Source organism: Peribacillus phoenicis (assembly GCF_047238085.1).
In the GTDB taxonomy this organism is placed as follows: Bacteria; Bacillota; Bacilli; order Bacillales; family DSM-1321; genus Peribacillus.
The window spans coordinates 3023803-3047078 of record NZ_JBDFMF010000001.1; the positions used below are offsets into that span (position 1 = coordinate 3023803).

At 40.6% G+C, this 23276-nt stretch carries 20 protein-coding genes and 1 pseudogene; 4 read left to right on the forward strand and 17 right to left on the reverse strand.

Features of this window, described 5'->3' with window-relative positions:
* Positions 1 to 31 precede the first annotated feature (31 nt).
* From ABC374_RS14755 to hmpA, 9 genes are all read right to left on the reverse strand, one after another.
* Positions 32 to 1696: a thiamine pyrophosphate-dependent enzyme gene (locus ABC374_RS14755; protein WP_413018622.1), complete on the reverse strand. Its 1665-nt coding sequence runs from the start codon at positions 1694 to 1696 to the stop codon at positions 32 to 34.
* Between the two features lie 79 nt (positions 1697 to 1775).
* Entirely contained in the window at positions 1776 to 3269 is a 1494-nt protein-coding gene (locus ABC374_RS14760) for a sodium:solute symporter family protein (RefSeq protein ID WP_413018624.1), read from the reverse strand.
* Positions 3269 to 3460 carry a DUF3311 domain-containing protein gene (locus ABC374_RS14765; RefSeq protein WP_034307824.1) on the reverse strand — a complete coding sequence of 64 codons (192 nt, stop codon included), beginning with the start codon at positions 3458 to 3460 and terminating at the stop codon, positions 3269 to 3271. Before ABC374_RS14765 ends, ABC374_RS14760 begins: the two co-directional genes overlap by 1 nt.
* 86 nt (positions 3461 to 3546) lie before the next feature.
* The gene (locus ABC374_RS14770) at positions 3547 to 4521 is read right to left on the reverse strand and encodes a hydroxyacid dehydrogenase (RefSeq protein WP_413018626.1); all 975 of its coding nucleotides are present in this window, start codon (positions 4519 to 4521) and stop codon (positions 3547 to 3549) included.
* A gap of 186 nt (positions 4522 to 4707) precedes the next feature.
* On the reverse strand, positions 4708 to 6642 hold the full coding sequence (locus ABC374_RS14775; protein ID WP_413018630.1) for a sigma 54-interacting transcriptional regulator: 1935 nt from the start codon (positions 6640 to 6642) through the stop codon (positions 4708 to 4710).
* 670 nt (positions 6643 to 7312) lie between these two features.
* Positions 7313 to 7747, reverse strand: a complete 435-nt coding sequence (locus tag ABC374_RS14780) for a general stress protein (RefSeq protein WP_350299299.1) — start codon at positions 7745 to 7747, stop codon at positions 7313 to 7315.
* Positions 7748 to 7827: 80 nt separating this feature from the next.
* A complete protein-coding gene (locus ABC374_RS14785) occupies positions 7828 to 9075 on the reverse strand; it encodes a glutamate-5-semialdehyde dehydrogenase (RefSeq protein WP_413018632.1) in 1248 nt (415 codons plus the stop codon).
* Positions 9076 to 9110: 35 nt separating this feature from the next.
* On the reverse strand, positions 9111 to 10199 hold the full coding sequence (proB, locus tag ABC374_RS14790; RefSeq protein ID WP_413018634.1) for a glutamate 5-kinase: 1089 nt from the start codon (positions 10197 to 10199) through the stop codon (positions 9111 to 9113).
* A gap of 334 nt (positions 10200 to 10533) precedes the next feature.
* Positions 10534 to 11742, reverse strand: a complete 1209-nt coding sequence (gene hmpA / locus ABC374_RS14795; RefSeq protein WP_413018636.1) for an NO-inducible flavohemoprotein — start codon at positions 11740 to 11742, stop codon at positions 10534 to 10536.
* Between the two features lie 170 nt (positions 11743 to 11912).
* On the opposite strand from hmpA, the gene ABC374_RS14800 reads away from it, so the two are divergent.
* Positions 11913 to 12377 carry an RrF2 family transcriptional regulator gene (locus tag ABC374_RS14800; protein ID WP_350299303.1) on the forward strand — a complete coding sequence of 155 codons (465 nt, stop codon included), beginning with the start codon at positions 11913 to 11915 and terminating at the stop codon, positions 12375 to 12377.
* A 12-nt stretch (positions 12378 to 12389) separates the two neighbouring features.
* On the opposite strand, the gene ABC374_RS14805 is transcribed toward ABC374_RS14800, so the two are convergent.
* From ABC374_RS14805 to ABC374_RS14815, 3 genes are all read right to left on the reverse strand, one after another.
* Complete coding sequence (locus ABC374_RS14805) at positions 12390 to 13367, reverse strand: HD-GYP domain-containing protein (protein WP_413018638.1); 978 nt, start codon at positions 13365 to 13367, stop codon at positions 12390 to 12392.
* An 83-nt stretch (positions 13368 to 13450) separates the two neighbouring features.
* Positions 13451 to 13636: a zinc-finger domain-containing protein gene (locus tag ABC374_RS14810; protein WP_101222353.1), complete on the reverse strand. Its 186-nt coding sequence runs from the start codon at positions 13634 to 13636 to the stop codon at positions 13451 to 13453.
* Positions 13637 to 13641: 5 nt separating this feature from the next.
* Positions 13642 to 14313, reverse strand: a complete 672-nt coding sequence (locus ABC374_RS14815) for a ribonuclease H family protein (RefSeq protein WP_350299305.1) — start codon at positions 14311 to 14313, stop codon at positions 13642 to 13644.
* A 220-nt stretch (positions 14314 to 14533) separates the two neighbouring features.
* On the opposite strand from ABC374_RS14815, the gene ABC374_RS14820 reads away from it, so the two are divergent.
* Positions 14534 to 14947 carry a reverse transcriptase-like protein gene (locus ABC374_RS14820; RefSeq protein ID WP_413018641.1) on the forward strand — a complete coding sequence of 138 codons (414 nt, stop codon included), beginning with the start codon at positions 14534 to 14536 and terminating at the stop codon, positions 14945 to 14947.
* Positions 14931 to 15839, forward strand: a complete 909-nt coding sequence (locus ABC374_RS14825; RefSeq protein WP_413018643.1) for a DMT family transporter — start codon at positions 14931 to 14933, stop codon at positions 15837 to 15839. Before ABC374_RS14820 ends, ABC374_RS14825 begins: the two co-directional genes overlap by 17 nt.
* Positions 15840 to 15885: 46 nt before the next feature.
* Here the strand turns inward: ABC374_RS14825 and ABC374_RS14830 are convergent, their stop codons facing one another.
* A complete protein-coding gene (locus ABC374_RS14830) occupies positions 15886 to 16179 on the reverse strand; it encodes a DUF6123 family protein (protein WP_048688421.1) in 294 nt (97 codons plus the stop codon).
* A 363-nt stretch (positions 16180 to 16542) separates the two neighbouring features.
* Between ABC374_RS14830 and ABC374_RS14835 the strand changes: the two are divergent.
* A pseudogene (locus tag ABC374_RS14835) lies at positions 16543 to 16733 on the forward strand (transposase); the annotation flags it as partial.
* A gap of 98 nt (positions 16734 to 16831) precedes the next feature.
* On the opposite strand, the gene ABC374_RS14840 reads toward ABC374_RS14835, so the two are convergent.
* From ABC374_RS14840 to ABC374_RS14855, 4 genes are all read right to left on the reverse strand, one after another.
* Positions 16832 to 17707 (reverse strand): 5'-3' exonuclease, encoded by an 876-nt coding sequence (locus tag ABC374_RS14840; RefSeq protein WP_350302903.1) that lies wholly within the window; start codon positions 17705 to 17707, stop codon positions 16832 to 16834.
* 85 nt (positions 17708 to 17792) lie between these two features.
* Complete coding sequence (locus ABC374_RS14845) at positions 17793 to 18620, reverse strand: sulfurtransferase (RefSeq protein ID WP_413018645.1); 828 nt, start codon at positions 18618 to 18620, stop codon at positions 17793 to 17795.
* Between the two features lie 12 nt (positions 18621 to 18632).
* Positions 18633 to 19394, reverse strand: a complete 762-nt coding sequence (locus ABC374_RS14850) for a nucleotidyltransferase domain-containing protein (protein WP_413018647.1) — start codon at positions 19392 to 19394, stop codon at positions 18633 to 18635.
* Positions 19395 to 19409: 15 nt separating this feature from the next.
* On the reverse strand, positions 19410 to 23123 hold the full coding sequence (locus tag ABC374_RS14855; RefSeq protein ID WP_413018649.1) for a dynamin family protein: 3714 nt from the start codon (positions 23121 to 23123) through the stop codon (positions 19410 to 19412).
* Positions 23124 to 23276: the final 153 nt, after the last annotated feature.

Consider the following 23276-nt stretch of genomic DNA (forward strand, 5'->3'; position numbering starts at 1 on the left):
TCTTTTTATTGGTTCCTGCTAACTTCCAATGTTAATTGTTCGACACTAGCTTTTCGTGGACTTCCTTCTTGTCTTGGCCTACAGATAGAATCTTTGGATTGACTGCAACTTCGATTACAGCAGGAAGCCCTGAAGCAATCGCCCTTTGCAGCGCTGGAGCAAAATCACTATTTTTTTCAACCTTTTCACCATGTGCTCCAAATAAGCGCGCCAATTCCGCAAAATCAGGATTAGACAGTTCAGTTCCAACGACCCGATTTGGAAAATGCCTTTCTTGATGTACACGAATTGTTCCGTAAATATTGTTGTTCACAACAATTGATATAGTCGGAATTTTATACCGTACAGCGGTTTCAATCTCTTGGAGAGTCATCATAAAGCCGCCGTCTCCTGAAATAGAAACAACATGTTTGTGAGGCTGCGCCAGCTTTGCCCCAATAGCAGCAGGCAGTCCATATCCCATCGCACCCGACGTTGGCCCCACGTATGTGTTTTCTTGTTCAAAACGATAATATCTGGATAGCCACCCAAAAAAGTTTCCTGCATCATTTGTAATGATGGTATCCTTCGGCAGACCGACGGCCAGATCATGCATCAATCCGTCCATATCCACGAAATCTTCTGTATAGTCGGCCTTTGGTTCAGAAAATTCCATATATTTATCGTGCAATCCCTTCAAATGATCCTCGCATGAAATAAAAGATCCTGATTCTGGTGCTTGTAGTGCTTGTTCCAAGAAGCTCTTGGCATCTGCTTCAATGGCAAGGGAAGGAGCATACACTTTACCAAAAATTTCTGGACAAATATCCACATGGATCAGTTTTGTATTTTTAGAAAGCAAGGTGTAATCTTGGGTTCCTACTTGAGAGAATCGTGTCCCTAATGCCAAAACTACATCTGCATCACGGATTGCATCAAGTAAATATTGAGGTGTCCCAAACCCAAGCCATCCTGCATAGCTAGGGTGTGTGTTCGGAAACGCGTCAAATCGACGGAAAGCTGTAACGACAGGAAGTTTCATTGTCTCCACAAATTGTACAAGCAGCCTGTTGGCCTTAGCATGAATCACACCTCCTCCTGCAATCAATACGGGGCGCTCCGCGTTTCGTATTGTATCCATCGCCTGCTTCACATCTTCCATATGTGGTTGAGGAGGAAGCGGGCGATAAGAAGGATTAATGTTCAACTCTGCCTCATCTTCCAACATGTCATGCGGCAAAGCCACTAATACAGGGCCCGGACGACCCGATCGCGCAATATGGAAAGCCCGTTGCAATAATTCCGGGATTCTTTCCACACGATCGATCTCTACCGTCCATTTACATAAATGACTGAAAAAACCCGTCAAATTCACTTCCTGAAAGGCTTCCTTCTCTTTAAAAGGGCGTTCGACTTGGCCAATAAGCGCAACCAAAGGGGTTGAATCTTGAGCAGCAGTATGAATGCCGATAGCTAAGTTTGTAGCCCCCACTCCACGCGTTGCCATACAAACTCCTACCTCCCCTGAAGCCTTGGCATACCCTTCCGCCATAAAAGAGGCACCTCCTTCATGCCTGGCGGAAATAAGTTCTATTTCAGGATGTTGATATAATGCATCCATTACACTAAGATAACTTTCACCTGGTACACAAAAAGCTTTTTTTACCCCTTCTATAGCCATTACTTCTACGACTGCTCTTCCTCCACTGACTTTCATAATCAAGCCTCCCGCTTTCAAGTACGTGTTTTTGTTCTAGTAATTTATGATTATATTAATATTGAACTCATTCCCACTATCATTTAATAAGTTTTTCCATTCCGGAAATCTGCTTTTTCTCTTCCATCCGAATTGAAGTTTTTCTAGTAACGGCACTCACTCCCAAAGTTACTGCAATGTTGATGAATAATACAGCTAACCCTACATCAAGATCTTGTATTCCTTGCGGTAGAGATGGAAATAAAGTAGCAAGCGTCGTACCTGAAGTAGTCGAGTATATGACAATTAGGATTCCAACGATCATTCCGGCAAAAGCTCCTTGAACGGTAACAGGATTCTTTTTCCACAGACTGAAAAATAATGCTGGAAACAACTGTGCCATGAAGCTATATGCCATAAGATATAACGTGAAAATCGACTCCCCGCCATTGAACGTAAAATATAGAGTCACTATAGAAATGACAGGTACTAACATCCTGCTCAATCTTTGAAGCTGTTCATCTGATGTATTCGGCTTCCACACCTTATATACATTTTTTGAAAGGATCGTGGCCGTAGCCGTCAACACGAGTGAACTGGGTATAAGGGCGGCCATCGCCCCTGATGCTCCAATAACTCCGACAAACCAGGGATCAAATGACATCTTCGCCATTTTAAATAAAGCTAAGTCTGCTTCTGCTCCCTGTAAATTCGGAACTTGGAGAATCGCAGAAAATCCAATAAATAACGAAAAAATGATGATTACTTGATAAATTGGCATAATTCCAGCATTCCAACGGAGTGATTTTGGACTTTTTGCAGAGAACACTCCCGCTAACATATGAGGAAACATATAGAATGCCAGTGCTGTCATGATCGTAGCTGAAATAAACCAAGAGATACTCAAACCTTGTTCCGGGAATATCAATAAACCTTGTTTTGCTGTATTGATTGCTTCAAACATCGGCTGTAAACCACCGTAATAATGAAGTGGAAAATAAATCCCCATAAAGACGACAACAGCCAGAATCATGATATCTTTAATGACCGCGGTCCAGGCTACTCCATGCATCCCAGAAGCAGTTACATAAATTGTGATCGCAATTACACCAACAACTATAGCCACATTTGGAGAGATGGACCCATAGGAGGTTTCCGATACGATAATACCTAACCCTTTCAACTGCATGATCAGATATGGAATAATTGAAATGACGCTAATTACCGCTACAAGAACACCTAGAGCCGGACTGTTGTACTTTTTGTCATAGAAATCAGATTGAGAAATGACATTATTTTTTTTGGCATACCTCCAAATAGGCGGCAACAGCCAATATGCGATTACAAAATAGAAGCAATTGAAAGCGTATAAGGCAGGAGGCATACCAGATCTATAAGCTCCGCCGCTCGCCCCCAAAAACGTATATGTCGTAAACATTTCACCTGCTATCAAGAAGAAGAGCAAAAAGCTGCCGAAGCCTCTTCCGCCTATAGCCCATTGTTCCAAACTCATATTTTTACCTTTTCGAGCTTGAAGCCCTAACCAAATACACAGAACCAGAAAGAAAAGGATAACAAGCAGGGCTTCATTCATCAGTCTTCTTCCTCCTCGGTTGCAGGATCAAGTTTATTAGCAATTATCAAAAAAACTGATGTAAGACAGACCCATAATATGGCCCAAAAAAGAACGAATGGCATCCCTAACACATAAGGTTCAATTCGATTGATAACCACAAGCGAGCCAAGTGCCGGTATTGCACTTATCACATAGATTATTTTCTTCATTTGTTCACCATCCTTATCAACAAATGCCAAACTCGAATCTTCCAAACCCTATTTATCAGAAAAAACAGATAATTATTACGGTATTATTACATTGACACCCTTTTAGTTAAGGGCACATTTACAGCCCAGTTCGGTTTCACGCCAGTAAGAACTTGTTCCACTTGCATTGCTGCATGTACAGCCATGCGTATCGAACCTTCCTTCGTCAATGCCGCATTATGAGGACTGACAATCACATTATCCAATTTAAAAAGGGGATTCCATTTATCAGGAGGTTCAACTTCAAATACGTCTATTCCAGCGCCGGCAATCTCGCCCGCTTTCAAAGCGTTTACTAAATCAATTTCCTTCACCACACCGCCCCTGGAAGCGTTTACAAAAAAGGAGGAAGGTTTCATCCAGGAAAACTCACGGCTTCCTATTATTCCTTTTGTTGTTTTCGTTAACGGCAGATGTAGACTAATAACATCAGAGTTTCTGAATACCCATTCTAAATCTGTTGCTATCTCCAGCTCAGAATTCGGGCTGGCTGTAACATAGGGGTCGTAGCCAATCACTTTCATATCGAAGCCTTCGGAAGCCTTTTTTGCCAATATTCTACCGATTCTCCCTAGTCCAATAATGCCCAAAGTCTTGCCTTCCAAGTCCATGCCAAAAAGTTGATTACGGATAGCAAAATTCCCGCTTCGCAGCTCTTTATCAGCCAAGCTTAAGTTTTTGGACAATGATAAAATTAATGCCATTACATGTTCAGCTACAGAATTCGCATTCGCCTCTGGGGTATTTGTTACATAAATGCCACGCTCTGTAGCGGCTTCGATATCGATATTGTCCAAGCCCACTCCATACTTAGCTATTACTTTGAGGTTTTCAGCTGCTGTAATAACTTCTCTATTTATTACAGCCGTTGATCTCGTTAGTACTGCATCACAACCCTTGATTTCTTCCATAAGGATTTCTTGCGACAGATCAGACCCTACTTTAATCTTAAAGCCTCTTTCTACTAAATAACTTTTCCCCTCTTTCTCAATATCTTGAGGAATATACACTAAATGACTCACATTCCCACCAACCTTTCATGTTAACCTTGAAGGAAAAATCTTTCCTACTCCATTGTTTATATACAATTATTGTGCCAACATAAAAAACATCCGTTTATTCAAGAAATAAGCCAATTAGTTCTCAAATTAAGAAATAGATACAGTAAACAAATTGTTTCATAACGAATTAATTTGTTTCATTACGTTTCAATTTGTTTCAATATTCAAGTTTTTCATCTTTCTCCATAAAGTCGTGCGACTCATGCCTAACTCAAGGGCAGCTTTTCCTTTATTAAAATTCTCCTTTATTAATGTTTGAACAATTCTTTCACGTTCGGATAAATGTATTCCAGGTGACATATCGCTCTCTCCGTCTTGTTGCGACAGCGGTATTTTCTTTTTACTTCTATTCGGAAAATACATTTCGATATCGTACACATCAATTAACTTGTTCTTATAAAGAGCACATAATCGCTCACAAAAATTTTGCAATTGGCGAATATTCCCTTCCCAATTCCCTTCACTCAGCTTTTTCATGGCACTATCCGTAATCTTGATTTGTTTTTGATCCGAATGACCTTTTCGAATAAAAGCATTCACCAATAACGGAATATCTTCTCTTCGTTCCCGAAGCGGAGGCAATACAAGGTCGAGCACACTCAAGCGATAATACAGATCCTCCCGAAAGTCATTACTTTTTACCATTTGCATGAGGTCTTTGTTCGTTGCCGACACAATTCTCACATCAACCGGAATTACTTTATCATCACCGATGCGCATGATTTCCCGCTCCTGCAGGACACGTAGCAGCCGGCTTTGCATTTTTGGGGAGATTTCTCCTATTTCATCTAAAAAAATCGTACCTCTATGGGCCAGTTCAAAAAATCCTTGCTTTCCGCCTTTCATGGCTCCCGTGAAAGCTCCTTCTGCATATCCGAAAAGCTCACTTTCCAATAGATTTTCGGGAAGGGCTGCGCAATTAATGGCTACAAACGGGTTATTTTTTCGGTTGCTATGATTATGTATGCTTTGGGCGAATATTTCCTTGCCCGTTCCAGTTTCTCCAATTATAAGAATGTTTGAATCTACTTCACTATAACGTTGAGCCGTTTCAATCGTCCTCTTGATTTCCGAACTCCGATACAATATATCATCAAATGTGTACTTCGCCACATGTCCGCGTGAATGAAGCTTTCTAAAGAACTTCCCTTCCATCTCCTGAATGCGTGTAACATCTTGAAAGGCGACCATATCCCCCACTTTTTTACCTTTTAAAAATATCCCAACTTTTTTTACAGATAATTGAATGGATTGGTAAGCAACCGTATCTTTTTCGTATTCATCCTTGCTTAAAAGCATATTACGAAATTTCCCGGGCTTTATTATATCGTATATAGAATTTCCAATTAAGCTCCCCTTGGCAATGGACAAAATCTCCTGAGCCGCCGTATTAAATACGGATATTTGTCCCTTTAAATCTATAGCAATAACCCCTTCATAGGCATAATTAAGAATCGTTTGGTAACGCTTGGTCTTCTCCTGTTCCCTTCTGCTGACAAGAGCTACTCGTTTCGCCTCAATCAACGCCTGCCGAAATGATTCCTTTCCAGTATCAACCAGAATGGCTCCCAACCCTATTTCTTCGGCATATTTACAGGTACTTAAACCACTTAACACAACCTCACAGCCATCTCTGGCTGCTAAATCCACTAAACTGACTGAGGACTCGATATCATTTAATATATAGGACTGAATTGGCAAATCAACGATATCCGAAAGGTTTTCCACGCCATAAATCATATTTAACGCACCTATGACGGCCACTTTTTTATTGCCAAAACGAGCCTTGCAATCATACAGGGAACGAATGAGATCAATACCCTGTACTGGTATATCAACGATTGGAATGAATTCATTGCTTTCTTTTAAAAGTTTCGTAATTAATCCCCTTGAGATGATTACATCAGCATCAAGCTTCAGCTTCCCTATCTTATCGGCATCCTCAACTACCTCCTCTAATACAAACTTAACCGACCCGTTATCATTGTTTTCCGATGCTTCCAACTTGTTGAATTCCTCAAATCTTTCAAAAGCGTCCGTAATATACCCTTTTCGAGGAACAACGAGTTTTATTTTTATCAAAACACCCACCTCCAGCAAGAATCATTTCAGTTTATTGGATATAAGCTCAAGGCCCTGGTTATACAAGGTCTTGATAAGTTCGAGTTAGCTAAGAATGCCCCAAAGCATTTCATTCAAAGCAGGAATATGAAAAGTAAATGCCTTAAGTACGCTTGAGATTAATTCCCCGTTTTATTAAGATATTCCATCTTTCACTTTGAAAAATAAAAAACCCTGTTATCGTGGGTTTTTTCATCACAAGGATTTCGATTGGTATTAAATATCACAACAGAAATGGTCATTCAAATCTTCTCAATAAAACTTGCTTTTAATCACTGGAAAACGCTTTTTAACATTATCATCAGTATAATGATTCTCAATGGGAAAATCATCATGAATAAAATCATCTATAATTTCTTAAAGTGGCATCGGCTTCTACTTTTTTACCATAATTCCCCTTCCTTTCACGCTAATAGGACTATATTCCTTTTATTCTTCATACCAATGTGGAATTCCTTTTGTTTTTATCGTGAGTGACAATAAAATTAGCCTACAAACAGATTACCCCGTCCAAGAAATCCTGAACGGGGTTTTTCAATAAATAAGACCTGTTTAATTTTGAGTTTTTATTGAGTTTAGTTGAAATCAAACATCGTAAGTCTGTTCATTCTAGGTGGTTTTACTTGCGAACTTAAAAAGGATCGGCTATCACAAGGATTTTCCCTGCTTTAATATCCTCCATATATTGATCGACTTCGGCTTCCTCCAGTCCAAGATCCAATAATGGCTTCCTCAATCCGCCTGCACCCGATGCGGCCCCGGCTGCGGCCCCGCCAAAAGTGGTGAAAATCGGTCCTGCTGCCAATATCGGACCAATTCCTGGTACGGCCAATGCACTCATTCCAATAAGCAGGCCTGTCAATCCGACAGCTCCGCCGGCTGCTGCCCCAGCTACTAATCCATCAGTTTTTGCCGGGCTGACTTCCTCTGCTTCAGTTGGTAATTTATCGATGTTTTTTGCCACTACTGATATTTGATCGGATGTATATCCTTGTTGCTTTAAATTTTTGACTGCTGAAGTCGCTTCATTTTCATTTTCATATATTGCTATAAACCTCTTGTCCATGGTATCTGCTCCTTTAAAAGTAATGTATTGTACAATACCCTTAATTGAGCTTTAATAACCTTCCATGAAAGAAATGAATTTCATTCCCGGATTTGCCCCTGGCCGTATATGAAGTACTTGCTTGATGTTAAGGCCGGTAACCCCATTGGTCCACGTGCATGCAGCTTTTGCGTGGAAATGCCGATTTCTGCGCCATAACCGAATTCAAAGCCGTCGGTAAAACGGGTGGAAGCATTGTGATAAACTGCTGCGGCATCTACTTTATTCAAAAATGCGTAAGCGTTTTGTTCATCCCTTGTTAGGATTGCTTCAGAATGCTTGGAACCATATTGGTTTATGTGATCAATGGCATCGGATACACCTTTTACAGTTTTCACGCTGAGTTTTAAAGCCAGGTACTCAGTTGACCAATCTTCCTCTGTAGCCGTTTTCGCTCTCGGAAAGGCGCTGCAAACCGCTTCATCTCCATATAATTCAATACCCTTTTCATCCAGGAGTTCCAGAATACGCACTCCATTTTCGTTAAACCATTCTTCATGGATTAGAAGCCCCTCAATAGCATTGCATACGGATGGGCGCTGAGTTTTACCGTTTAAGACAATTTTCTGAACCATCGTGATATCTGCGGTCTGATCGATGAAGATATGGCAATTGCCTGCTCCTGTTTCAAGGACGGGAACAGTTGACTCCTTAATGACCGTTTCAATTAAATTCTTTCCGCCGCGAGGAATCAAAACATCTAAATACTCATTAAGATGAAAAAGTTCCTTAGCGGTTTCTCGACTCGTATCCTCGATCAACTGAACAGCTTCTACAGGGATTTCCGTATTCTCTAATGCTTTATGAATGGAAGAAACTAGTGCCATGTTGGAGTATTTGGCTGACGAGCTGCCTCTTAATAGGACAGCATTCCCCGTTTTCAAGGATAATGTAGCTGCATCGATGGTCACGTTAGGCCTTGCTTCATAAATCATCCCGATTACCCCGATCGGCACCCGTTGCTTTTTAATCAATAAACCATTCTCTTTTTCGATCGTCTCCAATTGTTCCCCAATCGGATCATTTAAACCGATTAAAAGCATAATGGCCGCTGCCATGTCCTCAATACGGTTAACATTCAGCATAATTCGATCTAATATAGACTCGCTTAAGCCTTTTTTCCTGCCATCTTCCAGATCCTTTTGGTTTTCCTTTATCAAAAACTCTTTATCAATAATCAGTTGTTTAGCAATTTTTCCAAGTGCCTCATTCTTCTTTTCCGTACTCAAACCGATTAGCTGATAGCTGGCTTTTTTGGCTGCCTTTCCTTTCGCCGTCACTTCACTCATTTCTAAATTCCCCCTTTTTTCTTGAAATTGAGTTTTTATGCTTTCACCCATTTATCGCGATGGATAACTTCTATGGAGGTGATTATAAGCTCGGATGTCCTCTTTCCCATCGCCTGTTTTAATTCTTCGTCGGAATAAAGGACCTCACCCCGCCCTAATAACCCATTTGCACCAAAGACTTCGACAACATCACCCTTATTGAAGACTCCTTTAATTTCATAAATTCCAGCTGGCAGCAGACTGCTGCCATTTGAAACCAAGGCCCTTTCGGCACCTTCATCAATGAAAATTTTCCCGGATACTTGTGAATGAAGGGATATCCATTGTTTGTTTTTCGTTACCGTCGTCAAGACATCATTCCCAATATACGTGCCATCACCATTGCCTTCAAGGATTTTTAGAAGTTTATCACTTCCCAATCCAGAACCGATGAATACTTTCACCCCTAGAGACAATGCAGTTTGCGCTGCAATCAGCTTCGATTTCATCCCACCGGTTCCGACATTGGATCCTGCACCTTCTGCCATTTGCAATAAATCCTCCGTTATTTCGGATAGCTTTTCAAATCGTTTAGCCCCTGGATTTGTCTGTGGATTGGAATCATAAAGCCCATTAATGTCCGTTAATATGATCAAGTTGGTCGCGTGGACAAGCCCGCTTACTAAGGCGGATAGCATATCATTATCACCAAAAGTCAACTCCTCGACCGATACTGTATCATTTTCATTTATAATCGGAAGGATGCCGCGTTCAAGCAATTCCATCAATGTGGCATATGCATTTTTATATCTATCTTTTTTCGAGAAATCTTTCCTTGTTAATAAAATCTGCGCCGGAACGATTCCAAAATGCCCTAATTGTTCCATATACGATTGAATCAATAGGCTTTGACCTACAGCTGCAGCAGCTTGTTTTCCTTTGAGAGTGACAGGTCTCGTCGGATAGCCAAGCTTGCGAAAACCTGTCGCTACAGCACCTGATGAAACAAGGACAACTTCATGTCCGGCTTTCCTTAATGCTGCCACTGCCTGGATATGATCGGAAAATTTATTCTGGTCGATTTCACCTTGTGTGTTGGTCAAAGAACTACTTCCTATCTTTACAACGATGCGTTTCTTTTCCATCGATTACTTCCTCCAATAAATATCTAAGACATGAAAAAAAGCCCTTTTCATCCTCGAAATAAGGACGAAAAGGGCTGCTCTCCGTGGTACCACCTTCATTGAATGCAAGTTCATGCATTCCACTTTGCCTGATAACGCCAGGATTTGCGCCTATGTTTTGCATAGGACTCAAGAAGCAGGTTCTGCGCTTTCCTGTCGCGGGTCTTCCAGCAATTGACGCCGCTCTCTGTCACAGTGATTCTCGCATACTAATCTTCTCTCAACGTTCATTGTTTTAATATAGTATGCAAAATTATCTACTTGATGTCAATAACATTCCTTCTATGAATGAACCTTATATCGCCATGGATGGGCCGAAGAACTCATAGTGAATTTTATCCATTTCTACCCCAAGCTCTTTAAGGTAAGTGATGATGGACTTCATGAAAGGCACAGGGCCGCACACATAATAATCAGCTTCAGGTTTAACAATACTGCTCAATAATTCCTTATCAACATACCCTTCCTTTGCAAAATTCGGCAGGTTCTTATCATCCTCACTCGGATTTTTAAAGACAAAGGATAAATGATAACTGGCAAGCTTGTGCGTTAGATCTGTCAGTTCCGTTCTGAACGGCTGTAAAGTGCCTTTATCGGATGCGTGAATGAATTGGACATCACGCTCAGGTGTTTGTTCAGCTACTGCATGAACCATACTCATGAAAGGCGTTATGCCAACGCCTCCGCTCAAGAATACTGCCGGAGTCCGTTTTCCCAAATCAATGGTGAAATCACCTGCAGGAGCCGTTACGTCAATACTGTCACCCATCTGAATGGATTCATGCAAGTAGTTAGAGACCCTTCCATCAGGAGAGGTTCCAGGCTTTTCTTTTTTAACGGAAATCCGGAAGTAATCTTTTCCCGGAACATCAGACAAACTATACTGACGGTTGAATAAATAACGTTCACCCGGTATCTCGATGCGAACCGTAATATATTGTCCTGGAAGAAATGCAGGAACCTTGTCTCCATTTGCTGGCTTTAAATAAAAGGAAGTGATTACGTCACTTTCCCGTACTTTTTCCACCACTGTGAATCGTTTGAAATCAGACCATCCGCCGACCTGATTGGAAGCTTCGTCGTACATTTCCTTTTCGATGCTAATGAAGACATCGGCAATGACTCCATAGGCCTCTCCCCAAGCTTGGAGGATCTCTTCTGTAGCCGAATCTTGTAACACTTCCTTGATTGCACCTAATAGATATTCTCCAACAATGGGATAATGTTCAGCTTTAACTGCAAGACTTCTGTGTTTTTGTGCTATTTGCTTCACGGCAGGTAAGATCGTTTCAAGTTGATCTATATGTTTAGCCGCTGCCAAAACCGTGTTGGCAAGTGCAGTTTGCTGGCGCCCCTTTTTTTGATTGGCGTGATTAAAGACATTTAACAATTCAGGATGTGCTTCAAAAAGATTTTTATAGAATACAGTTGTGATAGTTGCACCATGCACTTCTAATACGGGTACGGTTGATTTGATAACATCGATAGTTTTCTGGGATAGCATAGGTAAACCCCTCTTCATAAACAAGTATTTTAAATACATGTTTATATTAGAACTTAAATGCATTAAAAGCAATATATTCTATACATCTTTTTAAATAATAAGTTTTCATGTTTATAAAATGTTCACATTTATGATATAGTCTAATGGGGATAGAATGTGAGGCGATAAACATGAGGTTGACGAGTTATTCCGATTACTCACTTAGAGTGTTGATTTACCTGGCTTCCCACGACCAAAGCAAATTGTCAAATATTAAAGAGATATCTGAAGTTTATCAACTGTCTAAAAATCACTTGATGAAGATTGTTCATAATCTAGGTAAATTAGGCTATATTGAGACGATACGTGGAAGAAATGGCGGTTTCCGGCTTGCAAAATCACCCGCCGAAATAAATGTAGGGGAACTGGTACGGAGAACCGAAGAAGATTTTTATTTAGTGGAATGTTTTAAAGATCACGATAACTGTGTGATTTCTCCCGTTTGTTCATTAAAATTTGTCCTTAATAATGCCTTGGATGCTTTTTTAAAGGTCCTTGATCAATATACGATTGCAGACTTCAGCGAAAATAAAGTGATGCTCAAAACTTATTTCGATTCAGTAAAGCAGAATGACGAAAAGCCCGATTTTTTATAATCGGGCTCCTTTTTATCCGATGATTCGTTCAATCTGCCATTCTTTTTCCATTCGCAAATCCATGATCCCTGAACTGGTTTTCAATAGGACTTTAAGGGGATCGTATGGATTGATCATGATGATCGTCCCGATGCGTCCATTGGTAAGCGCGACTTCTTTTCCGACTAAAGTGGACATTAATCGGTTTACAAACTCCAGCAGTATTTCTGGATTGAATTTACCGAACATATCGCTGTTCATTTGCTCAATCACCTTATAAAACGGCATGGCCTGATGATATACACGATTTGAAGACATCGCATGGAATACATCGGCTATTGCGACGATTTTCGAATGATGATGGATATCATTCCCCATCAGACCAAGTGGATAGCCTTTCCCATCTTCCCGTTCATGGTGCTGAAGGGCTGTTAATGCAATCGATGATGGGATTCCAGGGATATTTTTAAGTAATTCATAACCATAGATGGCATGTCGTTTCATTTCTTCATATTCTGCCGCAGTCAGTCTACCCGGCTTTTCCAATATACTATCCGGAATCCTAGTTTTACCAACGTCATGCAGCGTGGCTGCCAGTGTCAGTGCTGAAAGGTTTTCTTTCGATAATCCAAGCTTCATCCCTAGATAAGTGGCAATGATTCCGACACCGATATTGTGCTTATACGTATAGTCGTTGTTTGCTTGCATCTCTTTGAAAAGGTAATAAACATCAGGGTTCTTTGCAGCTTGTGCAATGACAGGTGCTACCTCAGCTTTAATCACTTCAACCTTTTCAAGCTGTATTTTTCCTTCTTTACGTATATCTTGAAAGATGTTTTTGATTTGAATAGAAGCTTTGTTGATTCTTTCATGAATCTTTACTAAAGGTTGTACATGATCTTCAGTTAAAGTAGATTCACCTTTTTTCAATTCTTCCATTATGAAATCAATTTCAGGTATGGTAAGAGGCGGATTCGCTTTATTAATCAGCTTCCCTCTTCTATTTTTCATTGCTCTCACACTTTTCTCTATTTTTTACCTATAATACCATATCCTTCATGACATTGTGTCTTAATGTAAACAACTTTTGGCACTTAAGTTCGGTCACTAAGTTCATTGCCCAGCCGTTTTAATTTTTCACCAACCGTACATTCTGAAATACAAAACTGATGGGCATATGTACGCCCCTTCTCTTTTCGAAAATGCTTTCGTAAAAAACAATCCTGACAAAATGAAGCGAGAACATCTTCCACTTCTTCATATATTTTTTTCCTGTTCATTGTTGTTATGGCTCCTTTGGCTCAGCAATCTCTATTTTGCTGAAAATGGCTTTTCCCTGCAGTGCAAGTGTTGCCAGGCGATCAGCTTCCTGATTTTCCTTCCGAGAAATTGGCTTACAGACCGGAATGATCTTTAATTTATCCAGTTTCGCTTCAATGCGGTCCAGCCATTTATTTAAGTTTTCTTCCATACAGGGCCATTCACCGGAAAGTTGATTTAAGACAACTAGAGAATCCCCTTTAAAGACACAGCTTTGATGGTGGACCCCAAGTTCTTCCATCTGTTTGACTGCTTCATGAAAGGCTGCATATTCAGCTTCATTATTGGATTCGAATTGGTCCAATTTCACGTTGGTACGTAACCGCCAGAACTTCTTACCTTGACGAAAATAAATCGCTACACCGAGTCCTGCCACCTTTTCACCTTTTTGAAAACCGCCATCAAAAAAAACCGTCACATCCTGCGGCTCTTCCTCAACTTCCGTCAGGAGTTTCTTTAGCTCTTTCTTCGTCCATGTTGTATCGAATTCATCCTTGAATTCCACTTCTTTCAGCCTTCCTGCCTTTTCAAGGTCTTCCGTAATGACCAGTGCAGTCCCGGCATCAAGCCAATCCGAAACGAAATCGGCAGATGGTTTTTTTGAAGCATGATATGTCCATTGCATAATTACCTTCAAAGATTTCCAGCTCCTTATCCATTCACCATTCATGCAGAACAGCTTACAATTTTCATACCTTTTTTTCGTCATACCCTTTATAATATATTGTAAGCATTTGAATCACTCTTTTTAATTATAGTTCCCATATCAGCCTGAAATTCTCATGTTTCAATCTTATTTTATATGAAACGTTTTTTATTAAGGCATATTGACAGTTAAACTCGAGGAGGAGCATATATTGATCGAAGTGTATATTGATGGTGCCAGTGCGGGCAATCCCGGGCCGAGCGGCGCAGGTGTTTTCATAAATAATAACGGTGTGGTCGAGAGGCATTCATTTCCGCTTGGAAATATGGAAAACCATGAAGCGGAGTACCATGCTTTAATCAAAGCATTGGAAATTTGTGTAGCCAATAAGTATCAAATCGTTTCTTTCCGTACTGACTCCCAAGCCATCAACCAGGCCATTGAAAAAAGATTTGCAAAAAATAAGTATGCGATATTGCTGGAACGGGCGCTAAAGCTTTCCGACGAGCTTGAATTATTTTTCATGAAATGGATTCCAAACCTCGAAAACAAGTCCGCGGATGAATTGGCGAAACGGGCCATTCGCATGAATAAGGCTGAGGAAATTCATGAACAAGACAGCTGATTTTTCGTTATTATTCGTTGTATTCATCTGGGGTGTCACTTTTGTCATGGTTCAAAATGCCCTATCATTTCTTGACCCATTCACGTTTAATGCCGTCCGTTTCTTCATGGCCTTCGTTTTCTTGCTCATTCCTTACATATCGACTTTACACAAAAAGGGGAAAACTTGGAATAAGGGCCTCATCATAGCCGGGTTTCATATTGGGGTTTGGCTTTTTCTGGGATATGGGCTTCAAACGATCGGATTGAATTATACGACTCCTGCCAAGACAGGCTTCATAACAGGATTAAGTGTCGTCATGGTACCTGTTTTTTCCTTGCTGCTTTTAAAACATCGGCTTTCCCGCAATACAATGATCGGTGTCGCAGCGGCAACCATTGGGCTTTATCTAATGACTTTCGCTGACCGCTCCAATTTGAATATCGGTGATTTACTGGTATTTTTATGCGCAATCAGTTTTGCCATGCAGATCATTACTACCGCTAGATATGCCAAGACCCTACCCGCCTTACCGTTGACGCTGATTCAGGTTTCGACCGTATCTTTATTATCATTTGTTTCAGCCTTCATTTTCAACGAGAATCATTCCGTCATCTTCAGCCCAGAGGTCATGTTAAAGAAGGATGTATGGACTGCTTTATTGGTTACTGCAGCCCTTGCCACGGCGTTCGCCTTTTTCGCTCAAACCTTCTTCCAAGCCTATACGACACCTACAAGAGTGGCGCTGATCTTTTCAATGGAACCGGTTTTTGCTGCGTTATCCTCATACATATTGATAGGGGAAAAATTGACTACCGCCTCCATCATCGGCTGCGCATTCATTTTCTTGGGAATGATATTCGCTGAACTGCCTGTTAAGAAAAAGAAACCGGTGACACAGGAGCTTTCTTAAAATAGCCCAATAAAACAAATCGGACTTCTAAGTTATGAAGTCCGATTTATTTTAGCAGCCCCTGTTCTTTTGCAAACGATACCGCTGCACTACGCGTTTCAATGCCATTTTGTTTTAAGTTTTCCAAAAAGGAAATATAGAAGCTGCCATCAAAATTCTTTTGTACCTTCAATGTCAATTCTATTGCTGCATTGACTAAAATATCACTTGCATCCGTGTAGCGCTTACCAAAATAAATAAAACCAATAGCGTCATTACCAAAAGTGAAACCCTTACCTTCTAAAAAACTAACATACTCTTCAGTTGATTTCGCCACTTCTGCATCCACTCCATACTTCATGCCTTATTTTCATCTTACCGTATATCAAAGATTTTGACTATCCATTTTTCGACAAAAAATTCATCGTACAAAATAAAGGAGCTCCCATTAGGGAGGTCCCAGACTGTACAATTTGAACGTTGATTATAACGTAGGGCACTCGCTTTCCGCGGGCGGTCCGGGAGCCTCCTCGGCGCAAGCGCCTGCGGGGTCTCCCTTCGACGCGCTTTTCCCGCAGGAGTCTCGTACCTTCCGTTCCAATCAACTTTGTTTCACCTTTTAGATAGAACCCTTTTGCCTAAAGTCTTCATTGTTTTAAAATAGATTTAATAAAACTTAAGGTGATGTGGAAGAAGCAGATCATCTAGTCAACATCAAGCTGTAAAACCTATATATGCGAAAAGCAAAGAAAAGATTGAGCGTGTATTCGCATATGCAAAAGAAAAGCATGATATGCGTTGGACTGCTTTAAGGGGATTCTTAAAAAATTGTCTATTCAGGCGATGCTAACTTTCGCTGGCATTAATTTAAAGAAGGTGGCCAATTGTTTAATGGCAAGGTCCAAAATGGCCTAACATAATGGGCTAGTAGAGCCCCAATCTCTTAAATTCAGGCGAAAATTTAAAGGGAATTTCAAAAGGGGAGCTCCCATTTAGGAGCTCCCCTTTTTTGATTAGATCATTCGCAGTAAAGCCCTGAATTCATGATCCCTAGCCAGATTTTTGACCTTCTCGCGATCATACTGATAGACCGCATCGTCCAAAGAACATGAAATTGGTACATCACATTTTATTTCTGCTAGCTTTCTGGATAAATGAAGCATATCGACGGCGGATTCAATTTTAGCCCTCTGCCCATTCGTCAATGAAGCAACATTTTCAAGAATTCCTTCGATACTTTGATACTGGATCAATAATTTCAACGCTGTCTTTTCCCCAATTCCTTTAACTCCGGGATAGTTATCAGCTGTATCACCCATTAAAGCTTTTAAATCGATCATTTGTCTTGGTGTGATCCCTTTCCATTCAAAAAAGCTATCGGGATTATGCACCTCATAGTTACCATACCCTTTTTTTAACAAAAGCACGGAAATGTTTTCATCTATTAACTGAAGCATATCTTGATCGCCAGTCAATATACCCACCCGGCTATGTTGGGCAGATGCCTTGGCAATTGTCCCGATACAGTCATCAGCCTCATATCCAGAGAGCCCTATGTTAGGGATATCAAATGCTTCAACCGCTTTTTTCGCCAGGTCGAATTGAGGTATCATTTCGACTGGAGCTTCTGATCGATTAGCCTTGTATCCATCAAATAATTCATTTCTGAAAGTCTTGCTGCCCATATCCCAACACACCGCTACATGACTGGGTGAAAAGTGATTCACCGCCGTCAGCATATGCTTCAAAAAACCTTGAACGGCATTGGTTGGTATGCCTTTCGAGTTAATCATAAATTGACCAGTAACAGCCGTTGCATAAAAAGCTCTAAATAAAAGCGCCATCCCATCGACAAGCATAAAGGAAGTATGCTGCTCGTTTTCTTTCATTAACACATTATCACCTCTATCATGATGTACTTCCATTTTAACATAACCGTCCCCTTTTTTAAGGATCGTTTAATTGGAAAAAATATTATTCAATTGGATTATCATCGTAGGAGATCCAGTCACTGAAACTGCCAATATAAATCTTCACATCTTTAAAGCCCGCTTCTTTCAGAGCGATATAATTTGGTGATGCCGTTACGCCTGAACCGCAGTACACAATGATTTCCTTATCATTACCGATGCCTGTGAAATTTGACTGAAGATCTTCCTTCTTTTTAAAATAGCCATTTTCCAGAACGTTCGTCCACACCTTATTTACGGCACCAGGTATATGGCCGGCTTTTTTATCTATCGGCTCTTCAATTCCCTCGTAGCGTTTAGATTCCCTTGAATCGATTAAAATGACATCGTCTGGCCTATTTATTGTGTAATTCTTTACTGTTTGAAAAGAAGCAAAAACGGACTCATTTAAATCGATATGATATTCTGCTGGCACATAATTCGTTTGATTCGAGTCAATGGGATAGCCTGCATCACTCCAGGCGCGATATCCCCCGTTAAGAACAAAAACTTTCCGATGCCCAAGGTAGCTCAGCAGCCAAGCAAACCTGGAAGCAAAAGAACCTTCGCCGCCATCATAAGCAATAAGTACCGTATCGTTGGTGATTCCATTTGATTCCAGTTTACCTTTAATGGTTTCCAGGTCAGGAAGAGGATGTCTTCCGCCATGTTCTTTAACCTGACCCGATAAGTCCTTTTCTAGATCGAAATAAACAGCGCCGGAAATATGGTCTTTTTTGTATGCCTTATACCCTGCATCAGGAGTGCCTAGCTGAAAGCGGCAGTCACAAATTCTGATATCATTGGAATTCAACAACGGCAACAGCTCTTCTTTTTCGATTAATAAACTCATCTGTATAACCCCCTACTTCAAAATGGCCCAAATTAAATCATTAAGCTCCGTTTCCATGCTCTTCCCTTGATGTAGCTTAGTTATCTCATTCTTTAAGGAAATTGATTTCCCTTCTATTAGCGAAAGATTCTTTTCACTTTCATTGTCGCTTATACATTCTTCCATTTGTTTTGCCTTGAATATCCGGGTCATCCCGGTTTTCAATTCTTGATCAATTGAAACCAAATCAAGTAATTCCCACACCGATAAAGGTGGCAGCGAACCCCGTTGGATGATATATTCCAAGATTAAATATGAACGGCATACTTGTACCCATATTTTTAGTTCTTTTCTTTTGGATTCCATTGTTTTTGTCAATTGTTGAAGATTGTCGCTCATCATCCGATAATAGTGATGCCCCAGTGCCTTTTTGGAATAGCAATCCGCTATCAAACCATTCATCTTCCTATAATAATCCGGATGCATAATCAACTTGATTTGCGACTGAAATAATTCAAATAAAGCAGGATTACTCTTTAAGGTAAGACGTGATGATTTAAATAGATCCCAGCCTTCCATGTCAAATTGGCCTTCTTTCATTTGAATGACTTCAACTGGCTGACTTAAGCTTAGGTATGATCGCTTATCATTATGAACATATATAAATCGAACATCATAATCAGATTGGCCTGATGATAAACCAAAAGAATGGCTGCCAGTAACAGCAGCCATCAAAATGGTCATATCCTCATTCTTTTCCAGGTATCTCAATTCTGAAATAAGGTTTTCTTTCATGAATGAACCTCGTTTCTATTTCGAATGCATTTTTGCCAATTCAGCAACAGCATTTTCATAATACGGTAAATCGACCGTTTCCTCCAATGCTGCACGTAAGCCTGCAAAGATATCCGATATTTCCGTCTTAAACTCTTTTTGAATCGCGAGTAACTCTTGATCGAGGACTTCATTATACATTTCGAAAATCCGCTCACCCTGTTCTTTAACATAAATAAGGGCAGGTTCATCCAAACGCTTCTGAAGTCCTTCGCTCATTTTCGCTTTCTCATTTTTTTCAAAGAAAGATTTTGGATTTTTAAATAATGCCAATTCCTTTTTGAATTCCCCCGTATCCAATTGGGCAAAAGCTCCTGTAAATTCAATGGACTCCCTCTCATTAGGTTCATATGGCTGCAATGAAAGGGTTCTTCTTACTTTTTGCATTTGCTGAAGCAAACTGCTTTGTTTCTCATTCAGTAATTTATTTACGAACATTTCCGTCCTTAATGCCGTTGCCCGCATTTCCTGGGCAAGGTCAAAGCCTAGCGCATCCAATAAGTTCTTCATCGATTGCTTGAGGACAATTTTCAGATCGCCTCCATCATCTTTTAAAACAGCCGGATTGAACGATTCTTTAAAGAAATCATTAAACCGGAAGAAGACTCGTTGTTTACTATAGAAAGTCAATTCGTCGACTTCTTTTTTCAAACGTTGCTTTTCTGCATCCCCTTTAATGACTGAGAGGAGTTCCGAAATGGACTGTGCCTCTTGAGAAAGGGTCTCCAGGGCTTTTTGTTTCGCTTTCTCATCTTGCCTGGAAGCTGTAATTACATCTCGTAGCAGTTCTTCCGTTCTTTTTACAGCCGCTTGAGCCGATTCAATTGCAAGTCCAGTTAAATCGTTTTCTATGAAAGAATCGAATTGGCCTTGGAATTCCGAGATTCCGCTATTAGGAAGGAACGAATGCTTAAATGAACCAGGCGTTTGTTTTTCCATCAACGCTCCCTTACTCGTAAGCGGGAACAGTTTTGGAAAACGGATTCCGAATCCATTCAATTGATCTGTGACATAATCCATCACTTCGTCCAATTCGTCAGTGGTTTGTGCCAGATCGACGGCATTGACAATGAAAAACATCTTATCCATAGCGAATGAATCTTTCACACGTCCAAGTTGTATCAAGAACTCCCTGTCTGCCCGTGAGAATGGGTGATTATAATAGGTCACAAAAAGGATGGCATCCGAATTCTTAATATATTCGAAAGCTGCTCCTGTATGTCGTGCATTTATCGAATCCGCCCCAGGCGTGTCAACAAGGACCATCCCCTGCTTAGTCATTTCACAGTCATAACGCAATTCAATCAGATCAACAAGACATGACTTGGACTCTTCTGCAGCAAAACGTTTAAATCCTTCAAGATCTACCGTAACCACATTTCCTAAATCATTTTGGTACTCAGGCAGTCCTTGATGAAACGCCCTTAGAAAGGATAAATGAGTCTTCCCCTTATCAACTTCCCCCGCCTTCGCAATGATTTGCCCTGCTAGTTGGAGGGCTTCATCTAGAGTCTTTGCCGATTTATCAAAAGCTGCCAAGGCCAGGCTTACATCTTCCAACAGCATCGCTTCGGTCTTTAATTTGACGGTTGCCGTTCCATGTGGATGCTCAGCGTCCGAAGACATGATTTTGTTGATTGCCGCAGTTGTCGGATTTGGTGAAACAGGAAGGACGCTTTCTCCCATCAACGCATTGGCGAAGGAAGATTTGCCCGCACTGAATGCACCGAAGAGGGCAACCGTGAACGTCTGCTGTTCCAAGCGATTTGCCTTCTCTTTCAATTCCTTATAAAGTGATTGAAATCCTCTCAAAGGTTGGATCAGCTTGGCCGCCTGATTCAAACTCGCTGCAGTCTCCATCAGCTTTTCTTTTCCGCGTAAATCAGCAGCATCAGATGAAGAAACTGTCACGGAAGGTACAGCTTCCTTGTTTTCTTTATCATGATCACTTTCAGGTTGTTCGTTGACGGACCTTGAATTACTTCCTTTATCGGTTTTCATGATTTTGACCGTAATATTTTTTTCCTCTTCATTCCATTGAGTTAAAAGCATATCAATCTCGCACTCATCGACTAATGATTCAGTTTGATTTGCAATGGCCTCTAAACGCTCCGTTTGGTAAACGATTTCCGCGTTCATCGCAGCAGTAACTTTAAGTGCTTCCGCAAATTCAGAATAACCTTCAAGCTCCTTATCGATGGATATAGACTGCTTTTCCACTATTCCTTCCATAACGGTAACCATTTCATTCAAAAATCCTTCAGATACATCACGTGCTTTCTTTTTGATGGCTGATGCCAAATCATTCGTATAGTTTAAAACGTATTCACCCGTAATATCGACTTGAGGCCTCAAAGAGTTTTTTATGTAAGATTCCGTTACCTCGATCTGAAGTGCCTGAGCCTTACCTTCAAGTGTTGAATCATGGATCTCCGCCTGATTAAGCATTTTAACGGCTAATTCTTTAAGATGCCATTCAAGCTGGGTTTTCACCTTTTCTTGTAGATCGTTCAAGAACGCCTTGATACGTGCCTCACGTTCGGCATCCGTTTTTTTCTTGGCAAATAATAATCCCATTTTAAAGTCGGGCTGAGCGGATTCCAAGAAAGATTTACCTAGGTCCCGTGTTGCCGCGGGCATGATGTACGCACCTTTCAAAATCGTTTCTAATGCATCAGCATATTGGACCTTGATGTCCTCTATGCGTCCCGTTAATGATTTTTTTTCTTTCAATAGGCTGTCCACTTGATTCGTCAGGTGTACTCGTTCTTCATGAGGAAGTTCTGACAATACTTCAAAATCATCGGCATGTTCCTCTTCATACTGCTCCTTCAGCCAATTAAGATGCCTTTCGACAAGGGCATTAGCCGATTGCATGATGGCATCTTTGCCATCATTTAGACCTTTTCCAGCCATTTCATATATGAATTGCTTGACCACTTCTATTTCATTTTCACTATTGTTCAAGTCTCTTACGGAAGTATAAAAAATCCCATCAGGATATACATTCCAGTTCGCAAATGCTTCAGAAACGGAAAGCTTGAAGTCTTGAAAGCTAAGCTCGTTCTCATCATGCTTATCAATCATATTGATAATTAAGTATGTCGGTTTTTCAGCCTCTAACAATTCTTTCGTGAATAGGAAGTTCACCTCTGATTGGACGTGATTGTAGTCCATGACATAGAAGACAACATCAGCTAGATGCAAGGCAGATTCCGTAGAAACTCTATGTGCATCATCGGTTGAATCAATTCCTGGCGTATCCATGATCGCACATGAATCCGGCAGTGAAAAATCATTGGAGCTTATCGTTATTGCCGATACTGAGTCTCCATCCTTGGCAAATTTCTTGACCTCTTTAAAATCATAAGGTGCAGGAAATAATACTGGTGGCTGATGATGGTAAAAGACCTTGGCATAGTCTTCCCCTTTTTGGACTTTTACCGTATTTGCACTCGTTGGAATCGGACTTGAAGGCAGTACTTGATCACCAAGGAAAAAATTGATCATACTGGATTTCCCCGCTGAAAAATGCCCGCAAAAAGCAATGATGAACTCCTCATTATTCACTTTCATGATTAACTGTTTCAGTTTATCGGCATTGCCTGTATCACCTGCCGATTGAAATTTTTCATACATGGCAGTCAAAATCCCCAATTTGGACTGTTGCTTTAATGTTTCTTGAATCATGAATCCATACCCCTTAATCTATCGTCATTTTGATATTCTTATTGTAAACGATTTCGTTTGTTATTCATACCATCAGCTTTATTTTTACTATATGATTCATTACAGTCCATGTTCAAAAAAAAAACCACCGATTGGTGGATTCATGCTGTTTGA

Bases quoted from the DNA above. Each gene is read 5' to 3' on its own strand.
- ABC374_RS14765 (WP_034307824.1), bottom strand. From the start codon at position 3,460: ATGAAGAAAATAATCTATGTGATAAGTGCAATACCGGCACTTGGCTCG.
- ABC374_RS14785 (WP_413018632.1), bottom strand. From the start codon at position 9,075: ATGAGTGAAGTGACGGCGAAAGGAAAGGCAGCCAAAAAAGCCAGCTAT.
- ABC374_RS14855 (WP_413018649.1), bottom strand. From the start codon at position 23,123: ATGATTCAAGAAACATTAAAGCAACAGTCCAAATTGGGGATTTTGACT.
- ABC374_RS14810 (WP_101222353.1), bottom strand. From the start codon at position 13,636: ATGAACAGGAAAAAAATATATGAAGAAGTGGAAGATGTTCTCGCTTCA.
- ABC374_RS14830 (WP_048688421.1), bottom strand. From the start codon at position 16,179: ATGAAGTATGGAGTGGATGCAGAAGTGGCGAAATCAACTGAAGAGTAT.
- ABC374_RS14755 (WP_413018622.1), bottom strand. From the start codon at position 1,696: ATGAAAGTCAGTGGAGGAAGAGCAGTCGTAGAAGTAATGGCTATAGAA.
- ABC374_RS14780 (WP_350299299.1), bottom strand. From the start codon at position 7,747: ATGGACAAGAGGTTTATAGCAATATATGAAAATGAAAATGAAGCGACT.
- ABC374_RS14850 (WP_413018647.1), bottom strand. From the start codon at position 19,394: ATGAAAGAAAACCTTATTTCAGAATTGAGATACCTGGAAAAGAATGAG.
- ABC374_RS14805 (WP_413018638.1), bottom strand. From the start codon at position 13,367: ATGAAAAATAGAAGAGGGAAGCTGATTAATAAAGCGAATCCGCCTCTT.
- ABC374_RS14845 (WP_413018645.1), bottom strand. From the start codon at position 18,620: ATGAGTTTATTAATCGAAAAAGAAGAGCTGTTGCCGTTGTTGAATTCC.
- ABC374_RS14825 (WP_413018643.1), top strand. From the start codon at position 14,931: ATGAACAAGACAGCTGATTTTTCGTTATTATTCGTTGTATTCATCTGG.
- hmpA (WP_413018636.1), bottom strand. From the start codon at position 11,742: ATGCTATCCCAGAAAACTATCGATGTTATCAAATCAACCGTACCCGTA.
- proB (WP_413018634.1), bottom strand. From the start codon at position 10,199: ATGGAAAAGAAACGCATCGTTGTAAAGATAGGAAGTAGTTCTTTGACC.
- ABC374_RS14840 (WP_350302903.1), bottom strand. From the start codon at position 17,707: ATGAAAGAAAACGAGCAGCATACTTCCTTTATGCTTGTCGATGGGATG.
- ABC374_RS14800 (WP_350299303.1), top strand. From the start codon at position 11,913: ATGAGGTTGACGAGTTATTCCGATTACTCACTTAGAGTGTTGATTTAC.
- ABC374_RS14760 (WP_413018624.1), bottom strand. From the start codon at position 3,269: ATGAATGAAGCCCTGCTTGTTATCCTTTTCTTTCTGGTTCTGTGTATT.